The organism is Mesorhizobium sp. M0615 (genome assembly GCF_040320805.1).
In the GTDB taxonomy this organism is placed as follows: Bacteria; Pseudomonadota; Alphaproteobacteria; order Rhizobiales; family Rhizobiaceae; genus Mesorhizobium.
Genome location: NZ_JAMYQI010000011.1, coordinates 272,134 through 295,907, shown reverse-complemented (window position 1 = coordinate 295,907; position 23,774 = coordinate 272,134). Strand labels below are relative to the sequence as shown.

The 23,774-nt window shown below is 62.7% G+C and carries 24 protein-coding genes; 8 read left to right on the top strand and 16 right to left on the bottom strand.

What is annotated here, in order from left to right; translation table 11 throughout:
• Window positions 1-70 precede the first annotated feature (70 nt).
• The 3 genes from NKI46_RS21615 to rpsD all read right to left on the bottom strand — a co-directional run bounded on the left by NKI46_RS21615 (window position 71) and on the right by rpsD (window position 2,500).
• On the bottom strand, window positions 71-898 hold the full coding sequence (locus NKI46_RS21615) for an inositol monophosphatase family protein (RefSeq protein WP_352747831.1): 828 nt from the start codon (window positions 896-898) through the stop codon (window positions 71-73).
• Window positions 888-1,775 (bottom strand): tRNA 2-thiocytidine(32) synthetase TtcA, encoded by an 888-nt coding sequence (ttcA, locus tag NKI46_RS21610; protein WP_352747829.1) that lies wholly within the window; start codon window positions 1,773-1,775, stop codon window positions 888-890. Before ttcA ends, NKI46_RS21615 begins: the two co-directional genes overlap by 11 nt.
• Window positions 1,776-1,882: 107 nt before the next feature.
• A complete protein-coding gene (gene rpsD / locus NKI46_RS21605; protein WP_023669107.1) occupies window positions 1,883-2,500 on the bottom strand; it encodes a 30S ribosomal protein S4 in 618 nt (205 codons plus the stop codon).
• A gap of 386 nt (window positions 2,501-2,886) precedes the next feature.
• Between rpsD and NKI46_RS21600 the strand changes: the two genes are divergently transcribed.
• Window positions 2,887-3,087 carry a hypothetical protein gene (locus NKI46_RS21600; protein ID WP_023690200.1) on the top strand — a complete coding sequence of 67 codons (201 nt, stop codon included), beginning with the start codon at window positions 2,887-2,889 and terminating at the stop codon, window positions 3,085-3,087.
• Between the two features lie 83 nt (window positions 3,088-3,170).
• On the opposite strand, the gene NKI46_RS21595 is transcribed toward NKI46_RS21600, so the two are convergent.
• Window positions 3,171-3,359: a DUF3008 family protein gene (locus NKI46_RS21595; RefSeq protein ID WP_023684876.1), complete on the bottom strand. Its 189-nt coding sequence runs from the start codon at window positions 3,357-3,359 to the stop codon at window positions 3,171-3,173.
• Between the two features lie 162 nt (window positions 3,360-3,521).
• On the opposite strand from NKI46_RS21595, the gene NKI46_RS21590 reads away from it, so the two are divergent.
• Window positions 3,522-4,904 (top strand): RNB domain-containing ribonuclease, encoded by a 1,383-nt coding sequence (locus tag NKI46_RS21590; RefSeq protein WP_352747827.1) that lies wholly within the window; start codon window positions 3,522-3,524, stop codon window positions 4,902-4,904.
• 84 nt (window positions 4,905-4,988) lie between these two features.
• Here NKI46_RS21590 and murI read toward each other — a convergent pair whose 3' ends face one another.
• From murI to NKI46_RS21575, 3 genes are all read right to left on the bottom strand, one after another.
• A complete protein-coding gene (gene murI, locus NKI46_RS21585; protein ID WP_023684874.1) occupies window positions 4,989-5,777 on the bottom strand; it encodes a glutamate racemase in 789 nt (262 codons plus the stop codon).
• 146 nt (window positions 5,778-5,923) lie between these two features.
• A complete protein-coding gene (locus NKI46_RS21580) occupies window positions 5,924-6,532 on the bottom strand; it encodes a DUF805 domain-containing protein (protein ID WP_502896827.1) in 609 nt (202 codons plus the stop codon).
• An 81-nt stretch (window positions 6,533-6,613) separates the two neighbouring features.
• Window positions 6,614-7,462, bottom strand: coding sequence for an RNA methyltransferase (locus NKI46_RS21575; protein WP_352747823.1), 849 nt, complete (start codon window positions 7,460-7,462; stop codon window positions 6,614-6,616).
• Between the two features lie 217 nt (window positions 7,463-7,679).
• Here NKI46_RS21575 and NKI46_RS21570 point away from each other — a divergent pair, with 217 nt between their 5' ends.
• The 3 genes from NKI46_RS21570 to NKI46_RS21560 are packed head-to-tail and all read left to right on the top strand — an operon-like array spanning window position 7,680 to window position 10,112.
• The gene (locus tag NKI46_RS21570; RefSeq protein WP_023669114.1) at window positions 7,680-8,891 is read left to right on the top strand and encodes an NADP-dependent isocitrate dehydrogenase; all 1,212 of its coding nucleotides are present in this window, start codon (window positions 7,680-7,682) and stop codon (window positions 8,889-8,891) included.
• Window positions 8,892-8,901: 10 nt separating this feature from the next.
• Window positions 8,902-9,516 (top strand): glutathione S-transferase family protein, encoded by a 615-nt coding sequence (locus tag NKI46_RS21565; protein ID WP_023825120.1) that lies wholly within the window; start codon window positions 8,902-8,904, stop codon window positions 9,514-9,516.
• A gap of 14 nt (window positions 9,517-9,530) precedes the next feature.
• Window positions 9,531-10,112 carry a demethoxyubiquinone hydroxylase family protein gene (locus NKI46_RS21560; RefSeq protein ID WP_352747821.1) on the top strand — a complete coding sequence of 194 codons (582 nt, stop codon included), beginning with the start codon at window positions 9,531-9,533 and terminating at the stop codon, window positions 10,110-10,112.
• Between the two features lie 116 nt (window positions 10,113-10,228).
• Here NKI46_RS21560 and alaS read toward each other — a convergent pair whose 3' ends face one another.
• The gene (gene alaS, locus NKI46_RS21555) at window positions 10,229-12,895 is read right to left on the bottom strand and encodes an alanine--tRNA ligase (protein WP_352747818.1); all 2,667 of its coding nucleotides are present in this window, start codon (window positions 12,893-12,895) and stop codon (window positions 10,229-10,231) included.
• A gap of 271 nt (window positions 12,896-13,166) precedes the next feature.
• Window positions 13,167-14,270, bottom strand: a complete 1,104-nt coding sequence (recA, locus tag NKI46_RS21550) for a recombinase RecA (protein ID WP_023669117.1) — start codon at window positions 14,268-14,270, stop codon at window positions 13,167-13,169.
• Between the two features lie 281 nt (window positions 14,271-14,551).
• On the opposite strand from recA, the gene NKI46_RS21545 reads away from it, so the two are divergent.
• Both NKI46_RS21545 and NKI46_RS21540 read left to right on the top strand, forming a co-directional pair.
• On the top strand, window positions 14,552-15,496 hold the full coding sequence (locus NKI46_RS21545; RefSeq protein WP_352747815.1) for a carbohydrate kinase family protein: 945 nt from the start codon (window positions 14,552-14,554) through the stop codon (window positions 15,494-15,496).
• A 70-nt stretch (window positions 15,497-15,566) separates the two neighbouring features.
• Window positions 15,567-16,484, top strand: coding sequence for a pseudouridine-5'-phosphate glycosidase (locus NKI46_RS21540; protein ID WP_352747812.1), 918 nt, complete (start codon window positions 15,567-15,569; stop codon window positions 16,482-16,484).
• A gap of 203 nt (window positions 16,485-16,687) precedes the next feature.
• Here NKI46_RS21540 and NKI46_RS21535 read toward each other — a convergent pair whose 3' ends face one another.
• On the bottom strand, window positions 16,688-17,011 hold the full coding sequence (locus tag NKI46_RS21535; protein WP_023819428.1) for a TfoX/Sxy family protein: 324 nt from the start codon (window positions 17,009-17,011) through the stop codon (window positions 16,688-16,690).
• 83 nt (window positions 17,012-17,094) lie between these two features.
• Between NKI46_RS21535 and NKI46_RS21530 the strand changes: the two genes are divergently transcribed.
• Complete coding sequence (locus tag NKI46_RS21530; protein ID WP_023697559.1) at window positions 17,095-17,592, top strand: GFA family protein; 498 nt, start codon at window positions 17,095-17,097, stop codon at window positions 17,590-17,592.
• A gap of 149 nt (window positions 17,593-17,741) precedes the next feature.
• On the opposite strand, the gene sufA is transcribed toward NKI46_RS21530, so the two are convergent.
• The 6 genes from sufA to sufB all read right to left on the bottom strand — a co-directional run bounded on the left by sufA (window position 17,742) and on the right by sufB (window position 23,629).
• Window positions 17,742-18,122 (bottom strand): Fe-S cluster assembly scaffold SufA, encoded by a 381-nt coding sequence (gene sufA, locus NKI46_RS21525; RefSeq protein WP_013532156.1) that lies wholly within the window; start codon window positions 18,120-18,122, stop codon window positions 17,742-17,744.
• A gap of 105 nt (window positions 18,123-18,227) precedes the next feature.
• A complete protein-coding gene (locus tag NKI46_RS21520) occupies window positions 18,228-18,614 on the bottom strand; it encodes an SUF system Fe-S cluster assembly protein (RefSeq protein ID WP_023669122.1) in 387 nt (128 codons plus the stop codon).
• Window positions 18,615-18,635: 21 nt separating this feature from the next.
• Entirely contained in the window at window positions 18,636-19,877 is a 1,242-nt protein-coding gene (locus NKI46_RS21515) for a cysteine desulfurase (RefSeq protein WP_023739399.1), read from the bottom strand.
• 137 nt (window positions 19,878-20,014) lie between these two features.
• The gene (gene sufD / locus NKI46_RS21510; RefSeq protein WP_023806466.1) at window positions 20,015-21,283 is read right to left on the bottom strand and encodes a Fe-S cluster assembly protein SufD; all 1,269 of its coding nucleotides are present in this window, start codon (window positions 21,281-21,283) and stop codon (window positions 20,015-20,017) included.
• Window positions 21,284-21,326: 43 nt separating this feature from the next.
• Entirely contained in the window at window positions 21,327-22,082 is a 756-nt protein-coding gene (sufC, locus tag NKI46_RS21505) for a Fe-S cluster assembly ATPase SufC (protein ID WP_023684862.1), read from the bottom strand.
• Window positions 22,083-22,111: 29 nt separating this feature from the next.
• Entirely contained in the window at window positions 22,112-23,629 is a 1,518-nt protein-coding gene (gene sufB, locus NKI46_RS21500) for a Fe-S cluster assembly protein SufB (RefSeq protein ID WP_023706434.1), read from the bottom strand.
• Window positions 23,630-23,774 lie beyond the last annotated feature (145 nt).

Sequence of the window (23,774 nt, the reverse complement as noted above, 5' to 3'; positions counted from 1 at the left end):
TTCGCGAGAGATTGGACACTATAACAGAGCCAATATACTTGACGAAAGCCTCTACCAGCAGTTGGGCCGATTATTGCGCCCAGAGTTCCCTGCGCAACTCCTGCCAGCTTTCCTTGTCCGGGGCGACAAGAATGCCGCCGTCGATATGCGAGGGCAGATAGGCGCTGCCGTCGATCCGCGCGGTGTAGCCGCCGGCCTCGGCGTGGATCAGCACACCGACCAGATGGTCCCACGGCATCAGTTTGTTGTAGACGACGAAATGGGCATGGCCGCTGGCCAGAAGACGGTATTCATGTGCCGCGCAGCGATAGCCGAACTGCGACAGGGCCTTGGTCTGGTTGCGCGCCAGGAGCGAGCGTTGCGGTTCCGCCAGATATTGCCAGGAGACGGAGCCGGTCATCTGCGAGATCGGCACGGCATCGGCGACGTGCACCGTCTCCAGCGCGCCATGCGCATGGCGGATATGGCTGCCGGCGCCCTTGGCGCCGATCAGCCAGTCCCGGCCTACGGGGTCATGGATGATACCGGCGACGGTTACGCCCTTGACGACGACGCTCAGCATGACGCCGAAGAGCGGCACGCCGGAGGCGAAGTTGAAGGTGCCGTCGACCGGGTCGACGACGAAGGCGAGGTCGGCATCGCCGAGCCCCTGAAGCAGCGCCGGATTGTCGGAACAGGCTTCCTCGCCGACGATCATCGCCGTGGGATAGCGCTCGCGCAGCCTGGCCGTGATCAGCCGCTCGGCGTTGATGTCGGCCTCGGTCACCAGGTCGGCAGCCGAGGTCTTCTGTCTGATGTCGCCCTCGCCCAGCCGGCGAAAGCGTGGCATGATTTCGGCCTTGGCTGCATCGGCGAGAAGCTCGGCCAGCCAGTCGATCGCTTGGTCGTCAAATATCATCGGAAATGTCTTGTCCTGTGCTGAGGCTGCCATTGAGGGCGGCAAAGTCGAACAGCTTTCTGTCGAGCAGATGCGACGGCCTGGTGTTGGACAGCGCGCGCAGCATCGTATCCTTGCGGCCCGGCATGCGCTTTTCCATATCGTCCAGCATCGCCTTCATGGCGTTGCGCTGCAGGCCTTCCTGGCTGCCGCAGAGATCGCAGGGAATGATCGGGAATTTCATCGCGGCGGCGAATTTTTCCAGATCGACCTCGGCGCAGTAGCTCAGCGGCCGCAGCACCATGACGTCGCCGTCGTCGTTGAGCAGCTTTGGCGGCATGGCGGCAAGGCGGCCGCCATGGATTAGATTCATGAAGAAGGTTTCGAGAATGTCCTCGCGGTGGTGGCCGAGCACCAGCGCCGAACAGCCCTCCTCGCGCGCGATGCGATAGAGATGGCCGCGCCGCAGCCGCGAGCACAGCGAACAATAGGTGCTGCCCTGAGGCAGCTTGTCGGTGACCACCGAATAGGTGTCCTGATACTCGATGCGATGGGCAATGCCATGCGCATCGAGGTAGTCGGGCAAAATGTGCTTCGGAAAGTTCGGCTGGCCCTGGTCGAGATTGCAGGCCAGCAGCTCGACCGGCAGCAGCCCGCGCCATTTGAGATCGAGCAGCACGGCCAGCAGCCCGTAGGAATCCTTGCCGCCGGACAAGGCCACCAGCCAGCGGTCGCCGGGCCTCGCCATGGCGAAATCATCGACCGCCTGACGGGTCAACCGCAACAGCCGCTTGCGCAGTTTGTTGAACTCGACGGAAGACGGCACGTCGGCAAACAGCGGATGGAAGCCGCCTTCAGCAATCGGTTCAACTGTTTCGATGTCTGCCAGCATGTTCATGGCTTGTCGCTTTCCATAGCCGAGAGTGCCGGATTAGCGGACATGGCCGACAAAGAAAAGGCCGCCTCGACGGGCGGCCCTTTCCGGTATCGCAGAAAAGCGATCGATCAGCGCGAATAGAATTCGACGACCAGGTTCGGCTCCATCTGCACGGCGAACGGTACGTCGGCCAGGCCGGGGATGCGCGAGAAGGTCGCGACCATCTTGTTGTGATCGACTTCGATATAGTCCGGCACGTCGCGCTCGGCGAGGCCGACCGCTTCCAGCACGATGACCAGCTGCTTCGACTTTTCGCGCACTTCGACGACGTCGCCCGGCTTGCAACGGTACGAGCCGATGTTGACGCGCTTGCCGTTGACGTTGACGTGGCCGTGGTTGACGAACTGGCGAGCCGCGAAAATGGTCGGCACGAACTTGGAGCGGTAGACGACCGCGTCGAGACGCGACTCGAGCAGGCCGATCAGGTTCTCGGAGGTGTCGCCCTTGCGGCGATCAGCCTCTTCATAGACCTTGCGGAACTGCTTTTCGGAGACATCACCATAGTGACCCTTCAGCTTCTGCTTGGCGCGCAGCTGCAGGCCGAAATCGGAAAGCTTGCCCTTGCGGCGTTGGCCGTGCTGGCCGGGGCCGTATTCACGCTTGTTGACCGGGGACTTCGGGCGGCCCCAGATGTTTTCGCCGAGACGGCGGTCGATCTTGTACTTCGCGGATTCGCGCTTGCTCATCGCATTCCCTTTCAAAACAAACCACCCGGAGCCTCATGGTCCGGGTGAAGGAAACGCGCCCTCCTCTGGCCTCCGTTTTCGAGGCCTGACAGGGTTTTCCCACGCAACGCGGCGGAAAACCCACGGGACACGTCAGTCTAGACAAAACCCAGGAAACGATAAACCTGCTTTCCCGGGCTTGCCATGCAAAAGAAACAACCGGGCATTGCGGCCCGGTGTTGGTGCGCTCGTTAAACGGAGATTTGAGCAGAGTCAAGCGCGTCGCTGGCGCTGGGCCCGGCAACCATATCACGTCTTTGGCGTTGAGTGCCGTGCCGGATGCGGCGGGAGGTTGTTGCGCCGACGGCATTTAGGAAGGGACTGGAGCCAAAGGAGCCCGAAGTCGCATGAAGAAGTTTTTCCTCTCGTTGGTCGGTGCAGCCGTCCTGGCCGGGACGATGTCGATCGCCGTGCCCGAGCCAGCGATGGCCAAGCATTGGCAGGGCCACAAGCATCGTCAGACCTGCCATGTCGTGGTGAAGAAGAAGGTCATCTGGCGGCATGGCCACAAGAAGGTCATCCGCTACAAGGTGAAGCGCTGCTGGTGACGTCAGGGGTTTCGGGCTTGGCCTGAACCGAAGAAGCCCGTGGTTTCGGCCACGGGCTTTGTTTATCGACTCGGTTCAAGGTTTCAGTCTGCCGATTTCTTCTCCGGCAGGCCTTTGCGCTTGGTCTCTGCGAATTCCTCGAGCTGTTTTTCGCTCATCGAATTGTACATCGACTTCGACGCGCCTTGAAGTTCGCTCTTCCTGGTCTCGCCGCGCTTGGCCGACAGGGCTGCGCCAGCGGCCTTTTGCTGTGCTTTTGAGGTTGCAGGCATATCGGCTCCTCCTTTGCTGCCAGAGGAAGAAACGTTGCGCTCCGGCGACGGTTCCAGCGCTGGCGGTCAACTTCCGTTCCGCGCTCATGCCTGCCCATGGTCGGCCGGCACTGCCGGCAAAACCACCTTCCCGTGCCCGCAACGCCGGTGTAGGACGGCGCCATGAAATCGTTGAACGATCCCTCGCAGGCACTCGCCACCGGCCTCGCGAAAATCCGCACCGAGTTCCATGTGCCGGAGGGATTTCCCCCTGATGTAATGGCCATGGCACAGACGGCGGCCAGGCGCGTGCCCGACCAGCATGCCGACCGCACGGCGATGCCCTTCGTGACGCTCGATCCCGCGACTTCCACCGATCTTGACCAAGCGTTTTCGATCGAAGCGAGCGGTAGCGACCTTCTGTTGCACTATGCCATTGCCGACGTAGCCTGGTTCGTCGCGGACGGCGACGCGGTGGATCGCGAAGCCTGGGCGCGGGGCGAAACCCTGTATTTGCCGGACGGCAAGGCCGGGCTCTATCCCCGGGTCATTGCCGAGGGCGCCGCGAGCTTGCTGCCCGGCGGTCCGCGTCCGGCTGTCATCTTCACGGTCCGGATCGCCGACGACGGAGCGGTAAGGCTGGATGGCGCGGAGCGGGCAATCATTCAAAGCCGCGCCAAGCTCGCCTATGACAGCGTGCAGGCCGCCGACGTCCCAGTCGGCTTCGCCGAAATCGCGCGACGCATGGCGGCGGCCGAAGACCGTCGCGGCGCTTCGCGCGTCGACCCGCCCGAGCAGGAGGTGGAACAGCTTGCCGATGGCACATTCCAGCTTGCGTTCAGACCGCTGCTCCAATCCGAGCAAGACAACGCAGCACTTTCGCTGGCCGCCAACATGGCGATTGCCGACGCCATGCTGGCACACCGGACCGGCTTGTTCCGGGTGATGGCGCCGCCCGATGCTTCCAAAGTACAAAGACTGCGCAGCGCGGCACGGGCCTTAGGCCTGTCCTGGCCTCCTTCGACCAGCCTGTCCGACTATCAGCGAACCCTCGATCCGACCAACATGCAACAGGCAGCGCTGATGCTGGAAATCCGCCGCGCCGGCTCCGGTGCGTCCTACCAACCCTATGAAGAAGGCGTTGTCCCCTGGCACGAGGCGATGGCCGCGACCTATGCCCACGCCACCGCGCCCCTGAGGCGGCTGGCCGATCGCTACGTCGTGCGCTGCGTGCTGGCCATCGCCAACGGCCAGCCGGTGCCGCAAGCCGTTACCGAGGCGTTTTCCAGACTGCCGAAGGTGATGGGCCGCGCAGGCGCCCGCGCCTCGCAGATCAACCACGCGGCCATCGACCTTGCCGAGGCGGTGATGCTGAGGGGGCGCATGGGTGAAACATTCAAGGCCGTCGTCACCGACGTCGGTGATCAGCGTGTGCGCGTTCAGCTCTCGGACATGCCTGTCGTTGCGAATGTGAAGGCCTCAGGGTTCAGGCAGGGCGATGGCCTGACGCTAAGGCTTGTTTCGGCCGATCCGGATCGGCGCGTCATTGTCTTCGAACCTGTCTAAAGCGCGTCGGCGACGCGCTTTAGTTTTTTTGTTTTTATGCATGTCGTTGTCCCAAAACCGCTGCGCACTTTTGGGCGACATGCATTAGCGTGCGCTCAATCCAAAACCCTGCATCAGCCGGCTGATTGCGAAGTCCGCCTTTCCCGAGGTAAAGACGGCGATGTCGGGCTCGCTTTGCGGCAATGGCCCGTCGACAGCCGGAAGCAGCGACAGAGCGCGCCGCGCAATCGCTTCGGCCGGGTCGATCCAGTCGACCGGCCAGGGCGCGGTCTTGCGCATGCGATTGGCCAGGAACGGATAGTGCGTGCAGGCGAGCACGACGATGTCCGTGCGCAAATCGTCATGCTGGACAAAACACGGTGCGATCTCGGCACGCACGGCCTCCTCGTCGACAAAGCCCTCGCGCATGTAGGCCTCGGCCAGTCCGGCGAGATTGTTGCTGCCGACCAGCCGGACATGGCATTTCTGCGCCCATTTGCCGATCAGGTCGCGCGTGTACTGGCGCTTCACCGTGCCCGGCGTCGCCAGCACCGAGACCAGCCCGGACCGGGTGCGCTCGGCAGCCGGCTTGATTGCCGGCACCGTGCCGACAAAGGGATGGCCAGGGAATTTTTCCCGCAACGCATCGATCACCAGCGTCGAAGCGGTATTGCAGGCGACGACCGAAATTTCCGGATCAAAACGGTCGAGCAGCTTGGCGAAGAGCTCGACTATATGGGCCTGCAGCGCCGGCTCTTCCCACGCGCCGTAGGGAAAGGCCTTGTCATCGGCGACGTAGACGAAGCGCCGGTCGGGCATCAGCACGCGCGCTTCGCGCAGCACGGTCAATCCGCCAACGCCGGAATCAAACATCAGGATCGGACGGTGGCTCATTGATATCGGACCATGAAAGAGGCTGGATCAGAAGGCTTGGCGGTCATTGGCCAATGCCGTTCTATCTGCAACCATCATGGCCTTGAAGTGGCGAATGTTAGCAACATCCATGCAAAGCCGGCGAAGACGACCTTGCCTCGGTTGCTCTAGAGCCCGCGCTTGCCGAAGCCGGCGGGCCGCGGACGGCCCAGAGGCTGGGCGGACGGCACCGAGCGCGTGGCCGGTGTGGCGTTGCGCATGGAAGACTGTGCCGTGCTGCTGGCCGTCCGGCCGGATGCCGCAGGCATGGGCGTATCGCCATCGAAATCGAAAACCGATGTCAGTTCGTCGATATTGATGCCCGCCACCGGCTTAGCCATCAGAATCGTGCACCAAAGGCCAAAGATCGACAGCGCAAGCAGGTTCAAACCGCTGGACGTGCTTTCCGGATTGTTGAAATCGATGACCAGCAGCGTGCCTGCCTGCAGAAAGGCGTAGATGGCGCAGAACACGATGTAGGACCACAGGATCCAGGCTTTGCCGTTGGCGTCGCGGCTGCGTCGCCAGGCGATGTTGGCACGCATGACCACGGCCAGGAGGGAAACGACCAGAACCGCGCCTGCCATCCCTTGCCGCGATGGACCGGGCGCCGAGTTGACCAGCCCCTCAAAGCCGACCGTGCCAACGATGCACAGCACAGCAAGAACGGCCTCGAGCAGGGCTACGCCGAGCGAATAGAAGAAGAAGCGCATACGGCCGATTTTGGACGTGAACATCTGCCACCCCACCGTTTTGACAACAATGGATGAGAAGCAAATAAAGTTTGGTTACTTCAGCCGTTCGAAGCTTAGCGATTTCTAATCTTCTTTGTCTGCCTGGCGTTTTCGCGCAGCGGCCGGCAAACGCCTTGGATCGTCTCCCGGCGAGCCGTCACCGCGCGGCATGGCCGGCGAAAACCGGTCGAGCGACGAGATGATGCCGCGCAGCACTTTCAGTTCCGGCTCGGCGAAACCGGCGCGCGTCAAGACGGCGCGCAGATTGTCGACCATCTTGGGTTTCTTGGGCGCCGGGCGGAAATAACCGCGCGCTTCGAGCGCGCCTTCGAGATAGGCAAACAGGCCGTGCAACTCTTCCTTGCTTGCCGGCTTCATTTCAGGACTGGAGAAATTAGTCGCCGTCTCGTCCTCCAGGCCGGATTTCATCCATTCATAGGACATCAACAGCACGGCCTGGGCGATGTTGAGCGACGAAAAGCCGGGATCGACCGGAAAGGTGACGATCTCGTCGGCCAGCCCGACCTCGTCATTGTAGAGCCCAAAACGCTCGCGGCCGAACAAGATGCCGGTGCGCAGGCCGGCCATCTGACGCGCCCTCAGCGCCCTGCCCGCCTCGACCGGACCACGCACGGGTTTGAAGCCGTCGCGCTCGCGCGCCGTGGTGGCGAAGACGAAGTTGAGGTCGGCGACGGCGGACGCCAGGTCGCCGAACACTGTTACGGCATCGATGACATGGTCGGCGCGGCTGGCGGCGGCGCGCGCCTTCTCGCTCGGCCAGCCGTCACGCGGATTGACGAGACGCAACTCGGCAAGACCGAAATTGGCCATGGCGCGCGCAACCATACCGATATTCTCGCCGAGCTGCGGCTCGACCAGGATGATCGCCGGGGCGGCGGCGGATGCGTCTTCAGGATGATCGACGGCGGACATGATCTCAGTGAACTGCTGTTTGCGGCATGTTCATCGTTCCCTGCCACATCCGCTCGGCAAAATGAAGCTTTTGCGAAAAACCGCCGCAGCACAGACGACCCATTCTGCACGGATCGTCGTTTGCGCGGCCAAATAGGCTTTGATATACGCTCCGCATACCCGGCCGAAGCCATGCGGGCGAGGCCGTTTTGTTCCCCAAAAGCGAGGCATTCTTTTCATGGCGAAGATCAAGGTGGCGAACCCGGTCGTCGAGCTCGACGGCGACGAGATGACCCGCATCATCTGGCAGTTCATCAAGGACAAGCTGATCCACCCTTATCTCGACCTGAAGCTCGAATATTACGACCTCGGCGTCGAGCACCGCGACGCCACCAACGACCAGGTGACCATCGATTCGGCCAATGCCATCAAGAAATGGGGCGTCGGCGTGAAATGCGCGACGATCACGCCCGACGAGCAGCGCGTCGAGGAATTCAAGCTGAAGAAGATGTGGAAGTCGCCGAACGGCACCATCCGTAACATTCTCGGCGGCACCATTTTCCGCGAACCGATCATCATGAAGAACGTGCCGCGTCTGGTGCCGGGATGGACCAAGCCCATCATCGTCGGCCGTCATGCTTTCGGCGACCAGTATCGCGCCACCGACTTCCGCTTCCCCGGCAAGGGCAAGCTGACCATCAAGTTCGTCGGCGAGGACGGCAAGGTGATCGAGCATGACGTATACGACGCACCCGGCGCCGGTGTTGCCATGGCGATGTACAATCTCGACGATTCCATCCGCGAATTCGCCCGCGCCTCGCTGAATTACGGCCTGCTGCGCAATTATCCGGTTTATCTCTCGACCAAGAACACCATCCTCAAAGCCTATGACGGCCGCTTCAAGGACATTTTCCAGGAGGTCTACGAGGCTGAATTCGAGGCCGAGTTCAAGGCGAAGAAGCTGTGGTACGAGCACCGGCTGATCGACGACATGGTGGCCTCCGCCCTGAAATGGTCTGGCGGCTATGTCTGGGCCTGCAAGAATTATGACGGCGACGTCCAGTCCGACACGGTGGCGCAAGGTTTTGGCTCGCTCGGCCTGATGACCTCGGTGCTGATGACGCCGGACGGCAAGACGGTGGAAGCGGAGGCCGCGCACGGCACCGTGACGCGCCACTACCGCCAACATCAGAAGGGCGAGGAAACCTCGACCAATTCGATCGCCTCGATCTTCGCCTGGACGCGCGGCCTCGCCCACCGCGCCAAGCTCGACGACAATGCCGAGTTGAAGCGGTTTGCCGACACGCTGGAGAAGGTCTGCATCCAGACGGTTGAGAGCGGCTTCATGACCAAGGACCTGTCGCTCTTGATCGGTCCCGACCAACCATGGCTGTCGACCACCGGCTTCCTCGACAAGATCGACGAGAATTTGCAGAAGGCGATGGCATAAGCCGGCAGCCATGGCCAAGCCGGTCGTCTACGGGGCGGACTACAGCGTCTATGTGCGCATCGTCCGCCTCGTGCTGGCGGAAAAAGGCATCGACTACGACCTTGTGCCGGTCGATGTCTTTGCCGCCGAGGGCACTCCCGCCTGGTACTTCGAGCATCACCCTTTCGGCCGCATTCCGGCCTTCGAGCATGACGGGTTTCGCCTGTTCGAAACCAGCGCAATCGCTCGCTATGTCGACGAGGCGTTCGACGGCCCGGCACTGCAGCCAAAAGACGCCCGCACCCGCGCAACGATGAACCAGATCATCGGCATGCTCGACGCCTATGCCTACAGATCGATGGTCTGGGACGTCGCCGTCGAGCGGCTTGAGAAGGAAGCGCCAGACGAGGCACTGGTCGCCAACGGGCTGCGCCAGGCGGAAACGGTGCTGCGGGTGCTCACCGCACTCAAGCCTCCCGGGCCGTGGCTGCTCGGGGACCATCTGACGCTGGCCGACCTGCATGCGGCATCCATCATCGCCTATTTCGTCAAGGTCGCCGACGGGCAAAAGCTGCTTGCGGCGTTCGCCGACATCCAGGCCTGGTGGGAGGGCATCGCAAAACGTCCGAGCCTGGTGGCGGGCTGATATGGGTTCGGGCCATGGCTGACCCATCTCGCCAGGACGCGCTCACCGTCGCCAGAATTGTCAGGGTCAACCACGCCGGTGAGTTCGGTGCGATCAGGATCTATTCGGCGCAGATTCTTGTCGCCAGGCGCTTATGGCCGGATTGCGTGCCATCCTTGTCGGAGATGCTTGGGCACGAGCGCACGCATTGGGCGGCGTTCCGCGCCGCCATGCCGGCGCGGCGGTCGCGACCGTGCCGGGTAATGCAGTTCTGGAGCTGGGGTGGCTGGGTGCTGGGTTTTGTCACCGCCCTGCTCGGTCCGCAAGGCATCTGGGCCTGCACGGCGGCGGTTGAAGCGGCGGTGCATCGCCATCTGGACGATCAGCTGTTTTTCCTCGCCAATCGCGACCACGACTTGCACGGCATCATCCTGGCGATCCGCGAGGAAGAGCTCGCCCATCTCCATCACGCCGAAGAGCAGCTGAAATCGCCCGGCCCGGCGCTGAACTTTTTACGGTCGCTGATTTCGATCGCCACGGACGTGCTGATCTGGCTGTCCACCTGGGGCGATTCCAGCAGAATGACGCGCGCCCTGAAAGCGGCGAAAAAGAACTAGCTAGACGGACCGTCTAAGAGCTGATTGCAGGCTTGCCACTATCAGCCACAGAATGGCAAGCACGGCGGCGAAGGCCGGAAAGCCGCACACGAACCAGATACGACATAGGGTGGCTTTCAGGCTGCCTCCAGCGCCGCCCTCACCGCAGCGATCGCATCATTGGCCTTCGAGGCGTCCGGGCCGCCGGCTTGCGCCATGTCGGGCCGTCCGCCACCGCCCTGCCCGCCCAATGCGGCCGAGGCAACGCGCACAAGATCGACGGCGCTGAAGCGGCCGACGAGATCGTCCGTCACTGCGACCACGACGCTTGCCTTGTTGTCTTCGCCCGCACCGACGAAGACGACGACGCCTGAGCCGAGCGAAGTCTTGCCGGCATCGGCCAGCGGCTTCAAATCCTTCGGCGACACGCCGGAAACCGCTTTGCCGAGGAAGCCGATACCGGCGACGGTTTCGGTGGTGGCCGGAGCATCGGCCGCGGCACCACCGCCCAGCGCGAGTTTCTTGCGGGCTTCGCTCAGTTCCTTCTCGAGCTTCTTGCGTTCCTCGAGCAGCGCCTCGACACGCGCCGGCACGTCGGCCGGCGAAATCTTCAACACAGCCGCCGTCGCCTTCAGGCGCCTGTCCTGCTCGTCGAGATATTTTCGTGCGGCTTCGCCGGTCAGCGCCTCGATGCGGCGCACGCCGGCGGCGACCGCGCTGTCGGAGACAACGCGAACCAGACCAATATCGCCGGTCGCCCGGACATGGGTGCCACCGCAGAGCTCGACCGAATAGGGCCGGTTGGCCTTGGCGCCATGCACGCCGGTGCCCATCGAAACGACACGCACCTCGTCACCATATTTCTCGCCGAACAGCGCCATGGCGCCTTCGGCGATGGCGTCGTCGACCGACATCAGCCGCGTCGTCACCGGGCTGTTCTGGACGACGATTTCGTTGGCCATGCGCTCGACCTCTTCGAGGTCTTCGGCCGAGATCGGCTTGTTGTGCGAGATGTCGAAGCGCAGGCGCTCGGGCGCGACCAGCGAACCTTTCTGCGCGACATGGGTGCCCAGCACCTCGCGCAGCGCCTCGTGGATCAGATGCGTTGCCGAATGATTGGCGCGCAGCCGGGTGCGGCGCGCATGGTCAACCTTCAGCTCGACGGCTGCCCCTGGCTTGACCGTGCCGTTCGTCACCTTGCCCAGATGCACGAACAGGCCGTCGGCCTTTTTCTGCGTGTCGGAAACCTCGATCGAGAAACCTTCGCCGGAGATGATACCGGTGTCGCCCATCTGGCCGCCGGACTCGCCATAGAACGGTGTCTGGTTGACGACCACCGCCACCATGTCGCCCTTGCCGGCGCTATCGACGGTCTTGCCGTCCTTGACCAGTGCCTGGATGAGGCCTTCCGCCTGTTCGGTCTCGTAGCCGAGGAATTCGGTGGCGCCGGCCTTCTCGCGTACAGAAAACCAGATGGTCTCGGTGGCCGCGTCGCCGGAGCCAGCCCAATGCTTGCGCGCTTCGGCCTTCTGCTGCTCCATCGCATGGGTGAATCCGGCAAGGTCGACCGAGATGTTGCGCTGGCGCAGTGCGTCCTGCGTCAGATCGAGCGGGAAGCCGTACGTGTCATAGAGCTTGAACGCCGTCTCTCCATCCAGCATATCGCCGGCGTGCAGCGTATCCGTCGCCTCCGAGAGCAGGCCGAGGCCGCGCAGCAGCGTCTTGCGGAAGCGTGTCTCCTCGAGCTTCAGCGTCTCGGTAATCAGCTGTTCGCCGCGCAGCAGTTCGGGATAGGCCTGGCCCATCTCACGCACCAGCGCCGGCACCAGCTTCCACATCAACGGCTCCTTGGCGCCGAGCAACTGCGCATGGCGCATGGCGCGGCGCATGATGCGGCGCAGCACATAGCCGCGGCCTTCGTTCGACGGCAGCACGCCATCGGCCACCAGGAAGGAGGACGAGCGCAGATGGTCGGCAATGACGCGGAAGGAGGCGACCGTCTCCTTGTCCGGGCCCTGCCCGAGCGCTGAGGAGGCCGCATCGATCAGATGACGGAACAGGTCGGTCTCGAAGACGCTCTCCACCCCTTGCAGGATGGAGGCCATGCGCTCCAGGCCCATGCCGGTGTCGATCGACGGCCGCGGCAGGTCGATGCGCTCATCCTTGGTGACCTGCTCATATTGCATGAACACCAGGTTCCAGAATTCAAGGAAGCGGTCGCCGTCCTCCTCCGGGCTGCCGGGAGGGCCGCCCCAGATGTGCTCGCCACGGTCGATGAAGATTTCCGAGCACGGCCCGCACGGTCCGGTGTCGCCCATAGCCCAGAAATTGTCGGAGGTCGGGATGCGGATGATGCGGTCATCGGAGAAACCGGCGATCTTCTTCCAGAAGCCGGCCGCCTCGTCATCGGTGTGATAGACGGTGACCAGCAGCTTGTCCTTGTTCAGCCCGAACTCCTTGGTGATCAGGTTCCAGGCCAGTTCGATGGCGCGCTCCTTGAAATAGTCGCCGAAGGAGAAATTGCCGAGCATTTCGAAGAAGGTCAGATGGCGCGCGGTGTAGCCGACATTGTCGAGGTCGTTGTGCTTGCCGCCGGCGCGCACGCTTTTCTGCGCGGTGGTGGCGCGCGAATAGGACCGCTTCTCCAGGCCGGTGAAGACGTTCTTGAACTGCACCATGCCGGCATTGGTGAACATCAGCGTCGGGTCGTTGCGCGGCACCAGCGGGCTCGAGGCCACGACCTCGTGGCCCTCCTTGCGGAAATAGTCGAGGAATGTCGACCGGATCTCGTTCACGCCACTCATGAGTGCTGCCTTTTCGCGAAAACCGCCGGCACGGCCGGCGGACACTGGTCTCTGGTTTTTAGAAAATCGCCTTGGCCTTTTAGCGGGCACGCCCTACCCTGTCCAGAAACACGGAATTGGGCCAATCCGGCAACTGCCAAGCCGGCTTCACGCTGCCCAAAAACGAAAACCGCCGGCGCGAAGGCCGGCGGTTTGAAACGCAATACTAAAGAACTCGGTTACTTAAGCATCGGGTAATAGACCGGATTTATGGCCGAACTCTGGCCGTACCCTACATGGCGCCGGATTCTTCCTCGAAGCCGTCGTCGCTTTCGCCGCGCTCGGGGCCGCCATTTTCAAGAAACTTCTCGGCGATCAGCCCGGCATTCTGCCGCAGCGCAAGTTCGATCTCACGCGCCGTGTCGGGATTGTCGCGCAGGAACAGTTTGGCGTTTTCGCGACCTTGGCCGAGACGCTGCGAATTGTAGGAGAACCAGGCGCCGGACTTCTCGACCACGCCGGCCTTGACGCCGAGATCGACCAGTTCGCCGGTCTTGGAGACGCCCTCGCCATACATGATGTCGAACTCGACCACCTTGAAGGGCGGCGCCAGCTTGTTCTTGACCACTTTGACGCGGGTCTGGTTGCCGACGACCTCGTCGCGGTCCTTGACCGAGCCGATGCGGCGGATGTCGAGGCGCACCGAAGCGTAGAATTTCAGCGCGTTGCCGCCGGTCGTGGTCTCGGGCGAACCGAACATCACGCCGATCTTCATGCGGATCTGGTTGATGAAGATGACCATGGTGTTGGAGCGCGAGATCGAGGCGGTCAGCTTGCGCAGCGCCTGGCTCATCAGACGCGCCTGGAGACCGGGCAGCGAATCGCCCATCTCGCCTTCGATTTCGGCGCGCGGCGTCAGCGCCGCCACCGAATCGACGACCAGCACGTCGATGGCGCCTGAACGCACCAGCGTGTCGCATATTTCCAGCGCCTGCTCGCCGGTGTCCGGCTGCGAGATCAAGAGGTTTTCCAGATCGACGCCGAGCTTGCGGGCATAGACCGGATCGAGTGCGTGCTCGGCATCGACGAAGGCGCAGATACCGCCTTTCTTCTGGGCTTCGGCAACTGTGTGCAGCGCCAGTGTCGTCTTGCCCGAGCTTTCCGGCCCGTAGATCTCGACGATGCGGCCGCGCGGCAGGCCGCCGACGCCAAGCGCGATGTCGAGGCCCAGCGATCCGGTCGGCACGGTTTCGATCTCGACGACCTGCTCGTTGGCGCCAAGCCGCATGATCGAGCCCTTGCCGAAGGCGCGCTCGATTTGCGACAGCGCCGCGTCCAGAGCCTTTGATTTGTCCACCGCTTTGTCCTCTACAAGCCGCAAAGAATTCTGAGCCATGATACATCACCCCTTGGTCGTCAATGAAGGCCGGACAATCCGTAATCCCTGCCCATTTTGTACTACTTTTGTTCTCGTTTGGCAAGAGGGGTCAAATATCTGAAAAGCAATCTTTATCCGGATCTGTTCTTTTTTTGTCTCATGGTTTCGTTTCCGGATGTATCACCATTGGGCCAGACGCGCCGGCTGTTTCGATCGGCCGAATCGCCGGCTTGCCTGCGAAGCTCCGCCGCACAGCGTAGCGCTTGTGCGGCTCGAATAACAAAGGTCATATCGCCGGCATGGTGAAATCAGCAAAGATACTGGCGGTGGGCGGCGCCCATATCGATCGCCGCGGCCAGGTGTCGGGCACGTACGTGCCCGCGGCGTCCAACCCCGGCACGATGCGCGAGGATGTCGGCGGCGGCGTCTTCAACGCGCTGCGCAGCCTGGTGCGGCGCGGCGTCTCGGCCTCGCTTTTGTCGGTGCGCGGCGGCGATGCCTCGGCCGAGACGGTTGCGCGCGCCATCGCCGACTCCGGCATTGCCGACCTGTCGGCGGTTTTCCTCGACCGCACGACGCCGAGCTACACGGCGCTGATCGATCGCGACGGCGAGCTGATCACCGGCTTTGCCGATATGGCGCTCTACGATTTGGCGTTCCCCAAGCAGATCCGCCGCTCCAAGGTGCGCGAGGTGGTCGCCGAGGCCGATGCGGTGCTCTGCGACGCCAATCTGCCATCAACGGCGCTGGAGCGGCTGGTGGGGCTCGCCGCCGGCAAGCCGGTGTTCGCCATTGCCATTTCGCCGGCCAAGGTGGTGCGGCTGATACCGGTGCTGAAGGAACTCGCGCAGGTCTTCATGAACCGGCGCGAGGCCATGGTGCTGGCCGGCGTCGATGCCAATGCCGCGGAGCGCGAGATCGTCGACGGACTGCGCTGCAGCGGCCTCACCAGTGGCGTGGTGACGGCGGGCGATGGCCCGGTGCTGGGATTCGACGAAGCCGGCGCCTTCTCTATCCTGCCGCCGGCGCCGAGAAAAGTCGCCGACGTCACCGGCGCCGGCGACGCGCTGGCCGGCGCCACCATCGCTGCCCTGCTGCGCGGCCTGCCCCTGCGCCAGGCATTGCGCGAGGGCGTTGCCGCCGCCACGCTGGCCATTGAAAGCGCCGACGCGGTTCCGGCCTTCACGATTGCGACCTTCACTGAGGCACTGGCTCTTGTGCCCGACGCGCAGGAAATGGCATGAGGGCGGCCAATTGCCACTGCCGGAGCGCGACGTCCAAGCGGACGCGCGGATCTCCGGATTGGAGACCATCATGACACCGCAAAGCGCCCGACCCTTCATCGACATCCACGCGCCCGTGGCCGAGGCGCTCGCGGCTGGCCGCCCCGTCGTGGCGCTGGAAAGCACCATCATCACCCATGGCATGCCTTACCCCGACAATGGCGCCATGGCCGCCAATGTCGAAAAGATCATCCTGGACAATGGCGCGGTGCCGGCGACGATCGCCGTGGTCGCCGGCCGCATCAAGATCGGGCTGTCCGACGGCGAGCGCGAGTCGCTAGCGATGACCGGCGACGCCATGAAGCTGTCGCGCGCCGATCTCGGCTTTGCGGTGGCGCAAGGCCGCACCGGCGGCACCACGGTCGCCGCCACCATGATCGCGGCCGACATGGTCGGGATCAAGGTGTTCGCCACCGGCGGCATTGGCGGCGTCCACAAGGGCGCGGAAAAGAGCTTCGACATCTCGGCCGATCTCGACGAGTTGGCGCGCACGCCGGTCATCGTCGTCTCGGCCGGCGCCAAGGCGATCCTCGACATCGAAAAGACGCTGGAAGTGCTGGAGACGCGCGGCGTGCCGGTGATTGGCCATGGCTGCGAGACGATGCCGGCCTTCTGGTCGCGGCATTCGCCGTTCCGCGCGCCGCTGACCCTGCACAGACCGGAAGAGATCGCGCATTTCTACAAGACCAGGGCGGCACTTGGCCTGGTCGGCGGCATGCTGATCGCCAACCCGGTGCCGCAGGACGATGAAATCCCGGCCGACGAGATGGCCGGCTATATCGAGGCCGTGCAGAAGGCGGCGGTAGTGCAGAATGTGACCGGAAAGGCGGTGACGCCGTTCCTGTTGGGCAAAATCCTCGAACTGACCGGCGGCCGGAGCTTGAAGACCAACATCGCGCTGGTCGAGAACAATGCGCGGCTGGCGGCGAGGATTGCGACGGCGCTGTAGGATCGCCTACGTCGGCGGGACAGCACCCCCCTCTGGCCTGCCGGCCATCTCCCCCGCAAGGAGGGAGATTAACAGCTTAGCCGCAGGCTCCCATTTTCAACGTTGGTGATTGGCGAAGGCCAATGTGACAACTGATCTCCCCCCTTGCGGGGGAGATGTCCGGCAGGACAGAGGGGGGTGGGAAGAAACGCGGCGGTCCCGGTTCACTTCCCCGCCCTTCGTCCCGCCTCATAAGCCCGGCGCGCCCACACCCTCATCTCGTCAGGATCATCAAACGCGCTGTCGGGAATGCTCCAGTACGGCATCGCGACCAGCTTGCCGTGGCGGGTGCCGGTATAGGTCCATTGCTTGCAGCCGGCGGCTTCGAAGTCGGGCGCGCTTTGCTCGTCAGCCTTGAGCAGCAATTCGCCGCGCAGCACGATGGCGACGATGACGCCGTCGAAATAGATACCCTTGCCGCCGAACAGTTTTCGGATACTGACCGGGCCGAGGCCTTCGAACAGTTCTTCGATGCGTTCATTGTCCATGCCGCAATCATGTCACCGGGCTTGCCATGGCTGCAACCAAAAACCATGCTGGCAAGTTGAGAGCCATCCGTCGGAGTTCTGTCATGCCGCTGCTGCTCAAGGGATCCTGCCGCTGCGATGCCGTCCATTTCGAGGTGGAGAGCAACACGCCGGTGCCGTTCATGCTGTGCTACTGCTCGATCTGCCGCAAGCAGCAGGGCGGCGGCGGCTTCGCCATCAATCTCGGCGCCGATTACAAGACGCTGAAAATCAAGGGCAAGCGCAATCTCGGCGTCTACCAGGCCGAGATCGCGGACGACGAGCATCCAAAGTGCGAGATTTCGACGGGCGAGCGCAATTTCTGCAAGAAGTGCGGTTCGGCGCTCTGGCTCTACGATCCGACATGGCCGGACCTGGTCCACCCCTTCGCCTCGGCAATCGACAGCGAGTTGCCGAAACCGCCGGAGAAGGTGCATCTGATGTTGAAATACAAGGCGAGTTGGGTCGAGCCGGTGATCGGCAAAAAGGACAAGGTCTTCGACGTCTATCCCGAGGAATCGATCGCCGACTGGCACAAGCGGACGAAGATGTGGGTGAAGTAAGCAGGGAGGCGCGGAGCGCGACTTCCGATGGTCAGCGCTGCCCCTCATCCGGCCCTTCGGGCCGTTCGTCATTCGAAAAGCCAAGCAATTGGCTTTTCGCCCGCTGCGCGGACCATTCCTCACCTCCCCGTGAACGGGGAGAAGGAAGATCAGGCCGAAGCGCGCGCCTCAGCCAGCGCCTTCAGGTCGGCGGGCTTCAGTTCGACGGATTCGCCGCAGCCGCAGGCCGAACTCTGGTTCGGGTTGTGGAAGGTGAAGCCGGTGCGCAGCGTGGTCTGCTCGAAATCCATCTCGGTGCCGAACAGGAAAAGGGCAGCCTCGGGCGCGACATAGACATGCGCGCCGTCGCGTTCGATATGGTCGTCCTTGGTATTGGGCTCGGTCACCAGGTCGACCGTGTATTCCATGCCGGCGCAGCCGCCCTTCTTGATGCCGAGGCGAATGCCATGCGCATTGTCGCGCGTGGCGACGATCTCGCGCACCCGGTCGGCGGCCTTTTCGGTCATCGTGATGACGGCGAAGCGTCCCATTCTTTTTCCTCTTCCATTCCATGCAGGTTCAAGGCCTGCCGAATGATTCCTCACCTAAAATGGTGAAGTTTTACCACTGGTGCAAGTGCACCAACCTCAGTCAACCTAGTACCAGCCCACCGCCACCTGCGCCTCTTCCGACATGCGGTCGGGCGACCAGGGCGGGTCGAAGGTCATGTTGACCTCGACGCCGGAGACGCCTTCGACGGCGCCGACGGCGTTTTCCACCCAGCCGGGCATTTCGCCGGCCACCGGACAGCCGGGCGCGGTCAGCGTCATGTCGATCTTGACCGCGCGGTTGTCCTCGATGTCGATCTTGTAGATGAGGCCGAGCTCATAGATGTCGGCCGGTATTTCCGGGTCATAGACCGTCTTCAGCGCCGAGACGATGTCGTCGGTCAGCCGCGCCAGCTCGTCGGCGGGAATGGCCGAGGCGGAAACCAGCGGATTGACGGCCGCTTCCGGCGCGGTGGTGTGGCTCGCATCATCCATGGTCGTCATCCAAAGAACCTGTCACCCGAAGAACTTGCGCGCTTTTTCCAGCGCATCGGCCAAAGCGTCGACTTCGGCCCTGGTATTATACATGCCGAACGATGCCCTGCATGTGGAGGTTACGCCAAAGCGTTTCAACAGCGGCTGGGCGCAATGGGTGCCCGCGCGGACGGCAACACCTTGCCTGTCTATCACCATCGACACGTCATGGGCATGAATGCCCTGCAATTCGAAGGAAATGATGGCGCCCTTGTCCGGCGCGTCGCCGAAGATGCGCAGCGAGTTGATGGCGCGCAGCCGCTCGTGCGCGTAGGTCTTGAGGTCGGCCTCGTGCGCGGCGATGCGCTCGCGGCCGATCTTTTCCATGTATTCCAATGCTGCACCCAGCCCGATCGCCTGGACGATCGGCGGCGTGCCGGCCTCGAAGCGGTGCGGCGGCTCGTTGTAGGTGACGACGTCTTCCGTCACTTCCTCGATCATCTCGCCGCCGCCCATGAAAGGGCGCATGGCCGAGAGAATATCCTTCTTGCCGTAGAGCACGCCGATGCCGGAGGGCCCGTAGACCTTGTGGCCGGTGAAGACGAAGAAATCGCAATCGAGGTCCTGGACGTCGATCGGCATGTGCACGGCGCTCTGGCTGCCGTCGACAAGTACGGGAATTCCACGCGAATGCGCGATGCGCACGATCTCCTTGATCGGCGTCACCGTGCCCAGCGCGTTCGACATATGCGTGATGGCGACGAGCTTGGTCTTGTCGGTCAGGCGCTTTTCGAATTCCTCGATGCCGAAGATGCCGAGATCGTCGACCGGCACCCAGACCAGCTTGGCGCCCTGCCGCTCCCGGATGAAATGCCACGGCACGATGTTGGAGTGGTGCTCCATGATCGACAGAACGATCTCGTCGCCCGCGCCGATATTGGGCATGCCATAGCCGTAAGCGACGGTGTTGATCGCCGCGGTCGTGTTCGAGGTGAATACGATGTTGTCGGTGCTTGGCGCGTTGAGGAAGCGGCGCACCGTCTCGCGCGCCTTCTCGTAGGCGTCGGTCGCGGCATTGGACAGGAAATGCAGGCCGCGATGGACGTTGGCGTATTCCTGGGAATAGGCGTGCTGGATCGTATCCAGCACCACCTGCGGCTTCTGTGCCGAGGCGCCATTGTCGAGATAGACCAGCGGTTTGCCGTAGACTTCGCGCGACAGGATCGGGAAGTCGCGGCGGATCGCCTCGACGTCGTAGGGGGTGGTTTCGAGTTTCTGGTCCATTACAAGCTCTCTTGAGGCACCGCCTCACTTCGTCACGCACCCCTCATCCGACCGAGCTTCGCTCGGCCATCGCCCGGGGCGAGTCACTTGCCTCGCCCGTCCTTCGGACCCCACAAGGGGAGAAGGGAAAGAGGCGCTTACCCGTGCGCCACAAACCAGTCGTCGAGCCTTGTTTCCAGGGCCTCGACGATGGTTTCGTCGTCCAGTTCCTCGATCACTTCGGCGACGAACGCCTTGACCAGCAGGCCGCGGGCGCTCTTCTCGTCGATGCCGCGCGCCATCAGATAGAACAGATGGTTGTGGTCGATCTCGGTGACGGTCGCGCCATGGCCACAGATGACGTCATCGGCGAAGATTTCGAGCTCCGGCTTGGTCGAGAACTCGCCATCATCCGACAGAAGCAGCGTGTTGCAGGCCATCTTGGCGTTGGTCTTCTGCGCGTATTGGTGGACGTTGATGCGGCCCTGGAAGACGCCGCGCGCCTTGCCGGTCACGACATTGCGGATTACTTCCGTCGACGTCGTATGCGGCACGGCATGGTCGAGCACCATGGTCACGTCGGTATGGGTGTCGCCGGCGAGCAGGTTGATGCCGCGCAATTTGAAGTCGGCGCCTTCGCCCGTGGTCTTCACCACGATCTCCTGGCGCACAAGCTTGCCGCCGGCATTCATGAAAAACAGTGTCAGTTTCGAATTCTTGCCGAGATGCGCCTTGAACTGCGCCAGATGGGTGGCCGTCTCCGGCTGTTCCTGAATGATCAGCCAGGTCACCTCGGCGCCTTCGTCCAGCACCAGCTGGCTGACGGAGCTGGCCAGAGCCGCGCCCTCGCCCGCCTGACGCTCGACGATCGCAGCCTTGGCGCCGGCGCCGACACGCACGGGAAAGCGCACATGGGTCTGTCCGCCGGCTTGCAGGTTCTGCAATTCGATCGGCTTCTCCAGTGCTGCGCCATCGGCGACGTCGACGAAATAGCCGTCGGCGACGAAAGCAGTGTTCAGCGCGCCGATGGCGTCATCGCTGCCATAGGGGTCGAGGCCGGGCGCAATCGAGCCATCGGTCAGCTTTTCCGACAGGCGCTGGACGGTCACGCCTTCGATGGCAGGGAATTTCGCAATCGAGACGCCGTTCAGAACTGCCAGCACGGCGGAACCTTCGACGATGGGCGCCAGCCCCTTGGCGGCGGCCGTCGGATCGAACGCCGGCACCGCAGTCAACAGCCGGCGCAGGTCAGTGTAATGCCAGGATTCGATGCGCCGCGTCGGCAGCCCGTGCTTGATCGCCTCAATGGCGTCGTCGCGCTTCAGCATCACCGCGCCGTCGCCCGGCAGCAGCGACAGCCGCTCGCCGAAAGCGTCGATCAACGCCGTTTCGGCCTGTGTGCGCTGGGGTTGTGTATGCATATTCATCAGTTTTGCCCCGCCTTTCAGCATAAAATGGCCTTCTGGCATCTCACGCGGCTTCGCCGATCACGCCGGCATAGCCATTGGCTTCGAGATCGAGCGCCAGCGACTTGTCGCCGGACTTGATCACCTGGCCCTTGTACAGGACGTGCACGCTGTCGGGCACGATGTGCTCGAGCAGGCGCTGGTAGTGGGTGATGACTATGATGGCACGGTCGGGCGAACGCAGCGCGTTGACGCCGTCCGAGACGATCTTCAGCGCGTCGATGTCGAGGCCGGAATCGGTCTCGTCGAGCACGCAGAGCTTCGGTTCCAACAGCTTCATCTGCAGGATCTCGGCCCGCTTCTTCTCGCCGCCGGAGAAGCCGACATTGAGCGGCCGCTTCAGCATCGCCATGTCCATCGAGAGCGAGGCTGCCGCCTCTTTCACCCGCTTCAAAAATTCCGGAATTTTTAGCGGCTCCTCGCCGCGCGCCTTGCGCTGCTCGTTCATCGCCACCTTCAGGAATTCCATGGTCGCGACACCAGGTATCTCCATCGGATACTGGAAGGCGAGGAAGATGCCCGCGGTGGCGCGCTCGGCCGGGTCCATTTCGAGAATCGACTGGCCATTATAGAGGATATCGCCTTCGGTGACCTCATAGTCCTCGCGGCCGGCGAGGATGTAGGACAGCGTCGATTTGCCCGAGCCGTTCGGGCCCATGATGGCGGCGACCTCGCCGTTTTTCACCGTCAGGTTCAGGCCGCGGATGATCTCGGTGCCGTCATCGACGATGCGGGCATGCAGATTCTTGATCTCAAGCATTTTTTCTTTCCTGGATATATATTGTCCGGTCAGCCGACCGAGCCCTCGAGGCTGATGCCGATAAGCTTCTGCGCTTCGACCGCGAACTCCATCGGCAGCTGCTGGATGACATCCTTGACGAAGCCGTTGACGATCAGCGCGATCGCCTCTTCCTCGGGAATGCCGCGCTGCATGACGTAGAATTTCTGGTCCTCGGAAATCTTCGACGTCGTCGCTTCGTGCTCGAACTGCGCCGTCGAATTCTTGGCTTCCATGTAGGGCACGGTGTGCGCGCCGCACTGGTCGCCGATCAGGAGACTATCGCAATTGGTGAAGTTGCGGGCGTTGGTCGCCTTGCGGTGCGCCGAAACCTGGCCGCGATAGGTGTTCTGCGAGAAGCCGGCGGCGATGCCCTTGGAGATGATGCGGCTCGACGTGTTCTTGCCGAGATGGATCATCTTGGTGCCGCTGTCGACCTGCTGGTAGCCGTTCGACACGGCGATCGAATAGAACTCGCCGGAGGAATCGTCGCCGCGCAGGATGCAGCTCGGATATTTCCAGGTGATCGCCGAACCGGTCTCGACCTGTGTCCACGAGATCTTCGAACGGTGGCCGCGGCAGTCGCCGCGCTTGGTGACGAAATTGTAGATGCCGCCCTTGCCCTCGGCATCGCCGGGGTACCAGTTCTGCACCGTCGAATATTTGATCTCGGCATCGTCGAGCGCCACCAGTTCGACGACGGCGGCATGCAGCTGGTTCTCGTCGCGCTGCGGCGCCGTGCAGCCTTCGAGATAGGAGACGTAAGCCCCCTCCTCGGCGATGATCAGCGTGCGCTCGAACTGGCCGGTGTTCTTCTCGTTCATGCGGAAATAGGTCGACAGCTCCATCGGGCAGCGCACGCCCTTGGGCACGAAGACGAACGAGCCGTCGGTGAAGACAGCCGAATTCAGCGTGGCGTAGAAATTGTCGGATGTCGGCACGACCGAGCCGAGATATTTCTGCACCAGCTCCGGATGCTCGCGGATGGCTTCCGAGATCGAGCAGAAGATGACGCCGGCCTGCGCCAGTTCCTTCTTGAACGTGGTGACGACGGAAACGGAATCAAACACCGCGTCGACGGCGACACGGCCCGATTTGTAGACGTTGTCGCTGGGCTCCTCGAGATCGGAGACGTCGGTTTTCTGCACGCCGGCGAGGATTTCTTGTTCCCGCAGCGGAATGCCGAGCTTCTCGTAGACCTTCAACAGCTCGGGATCGACGTCGCTCAGCGAGGTCGGGCCGGGCGTGCTCTTGGGCGCCGCGTAGTAATAGAGGTCCTGAAAATCGATCTTCGGATAATGGACGCGCGCCCAGGTCGGCTCTTCCAGCGTCAGCCAGCGCCGATAGGCTTCCAGACGCCATTCCAGCATCCAGGACGGTTCATCCTTCTTGGCCGAGATGAAGCGAATAATGTCTTCGCTCAGGCCCTTGGGGGCCTTGTCCATCGCGATCTCTGTCTGGAATCCGTATTTGTACTGGTCGACGTCGATCTTTCGGACCCGATCGATCGTGTCCTGCACAGCAGGCATAAGCGTTCTCCATCCACGCCGGGGTCAAGGCCCGACAGTTTTCAAACTATGGCATCGCCGAGGGCTGCCCATGAGGCGCCGAAGGCGGCGTAAGTTTCATATAGTGCGTCTCGGCCGGGAATTCACCCGGCCACTTGCAAACGCA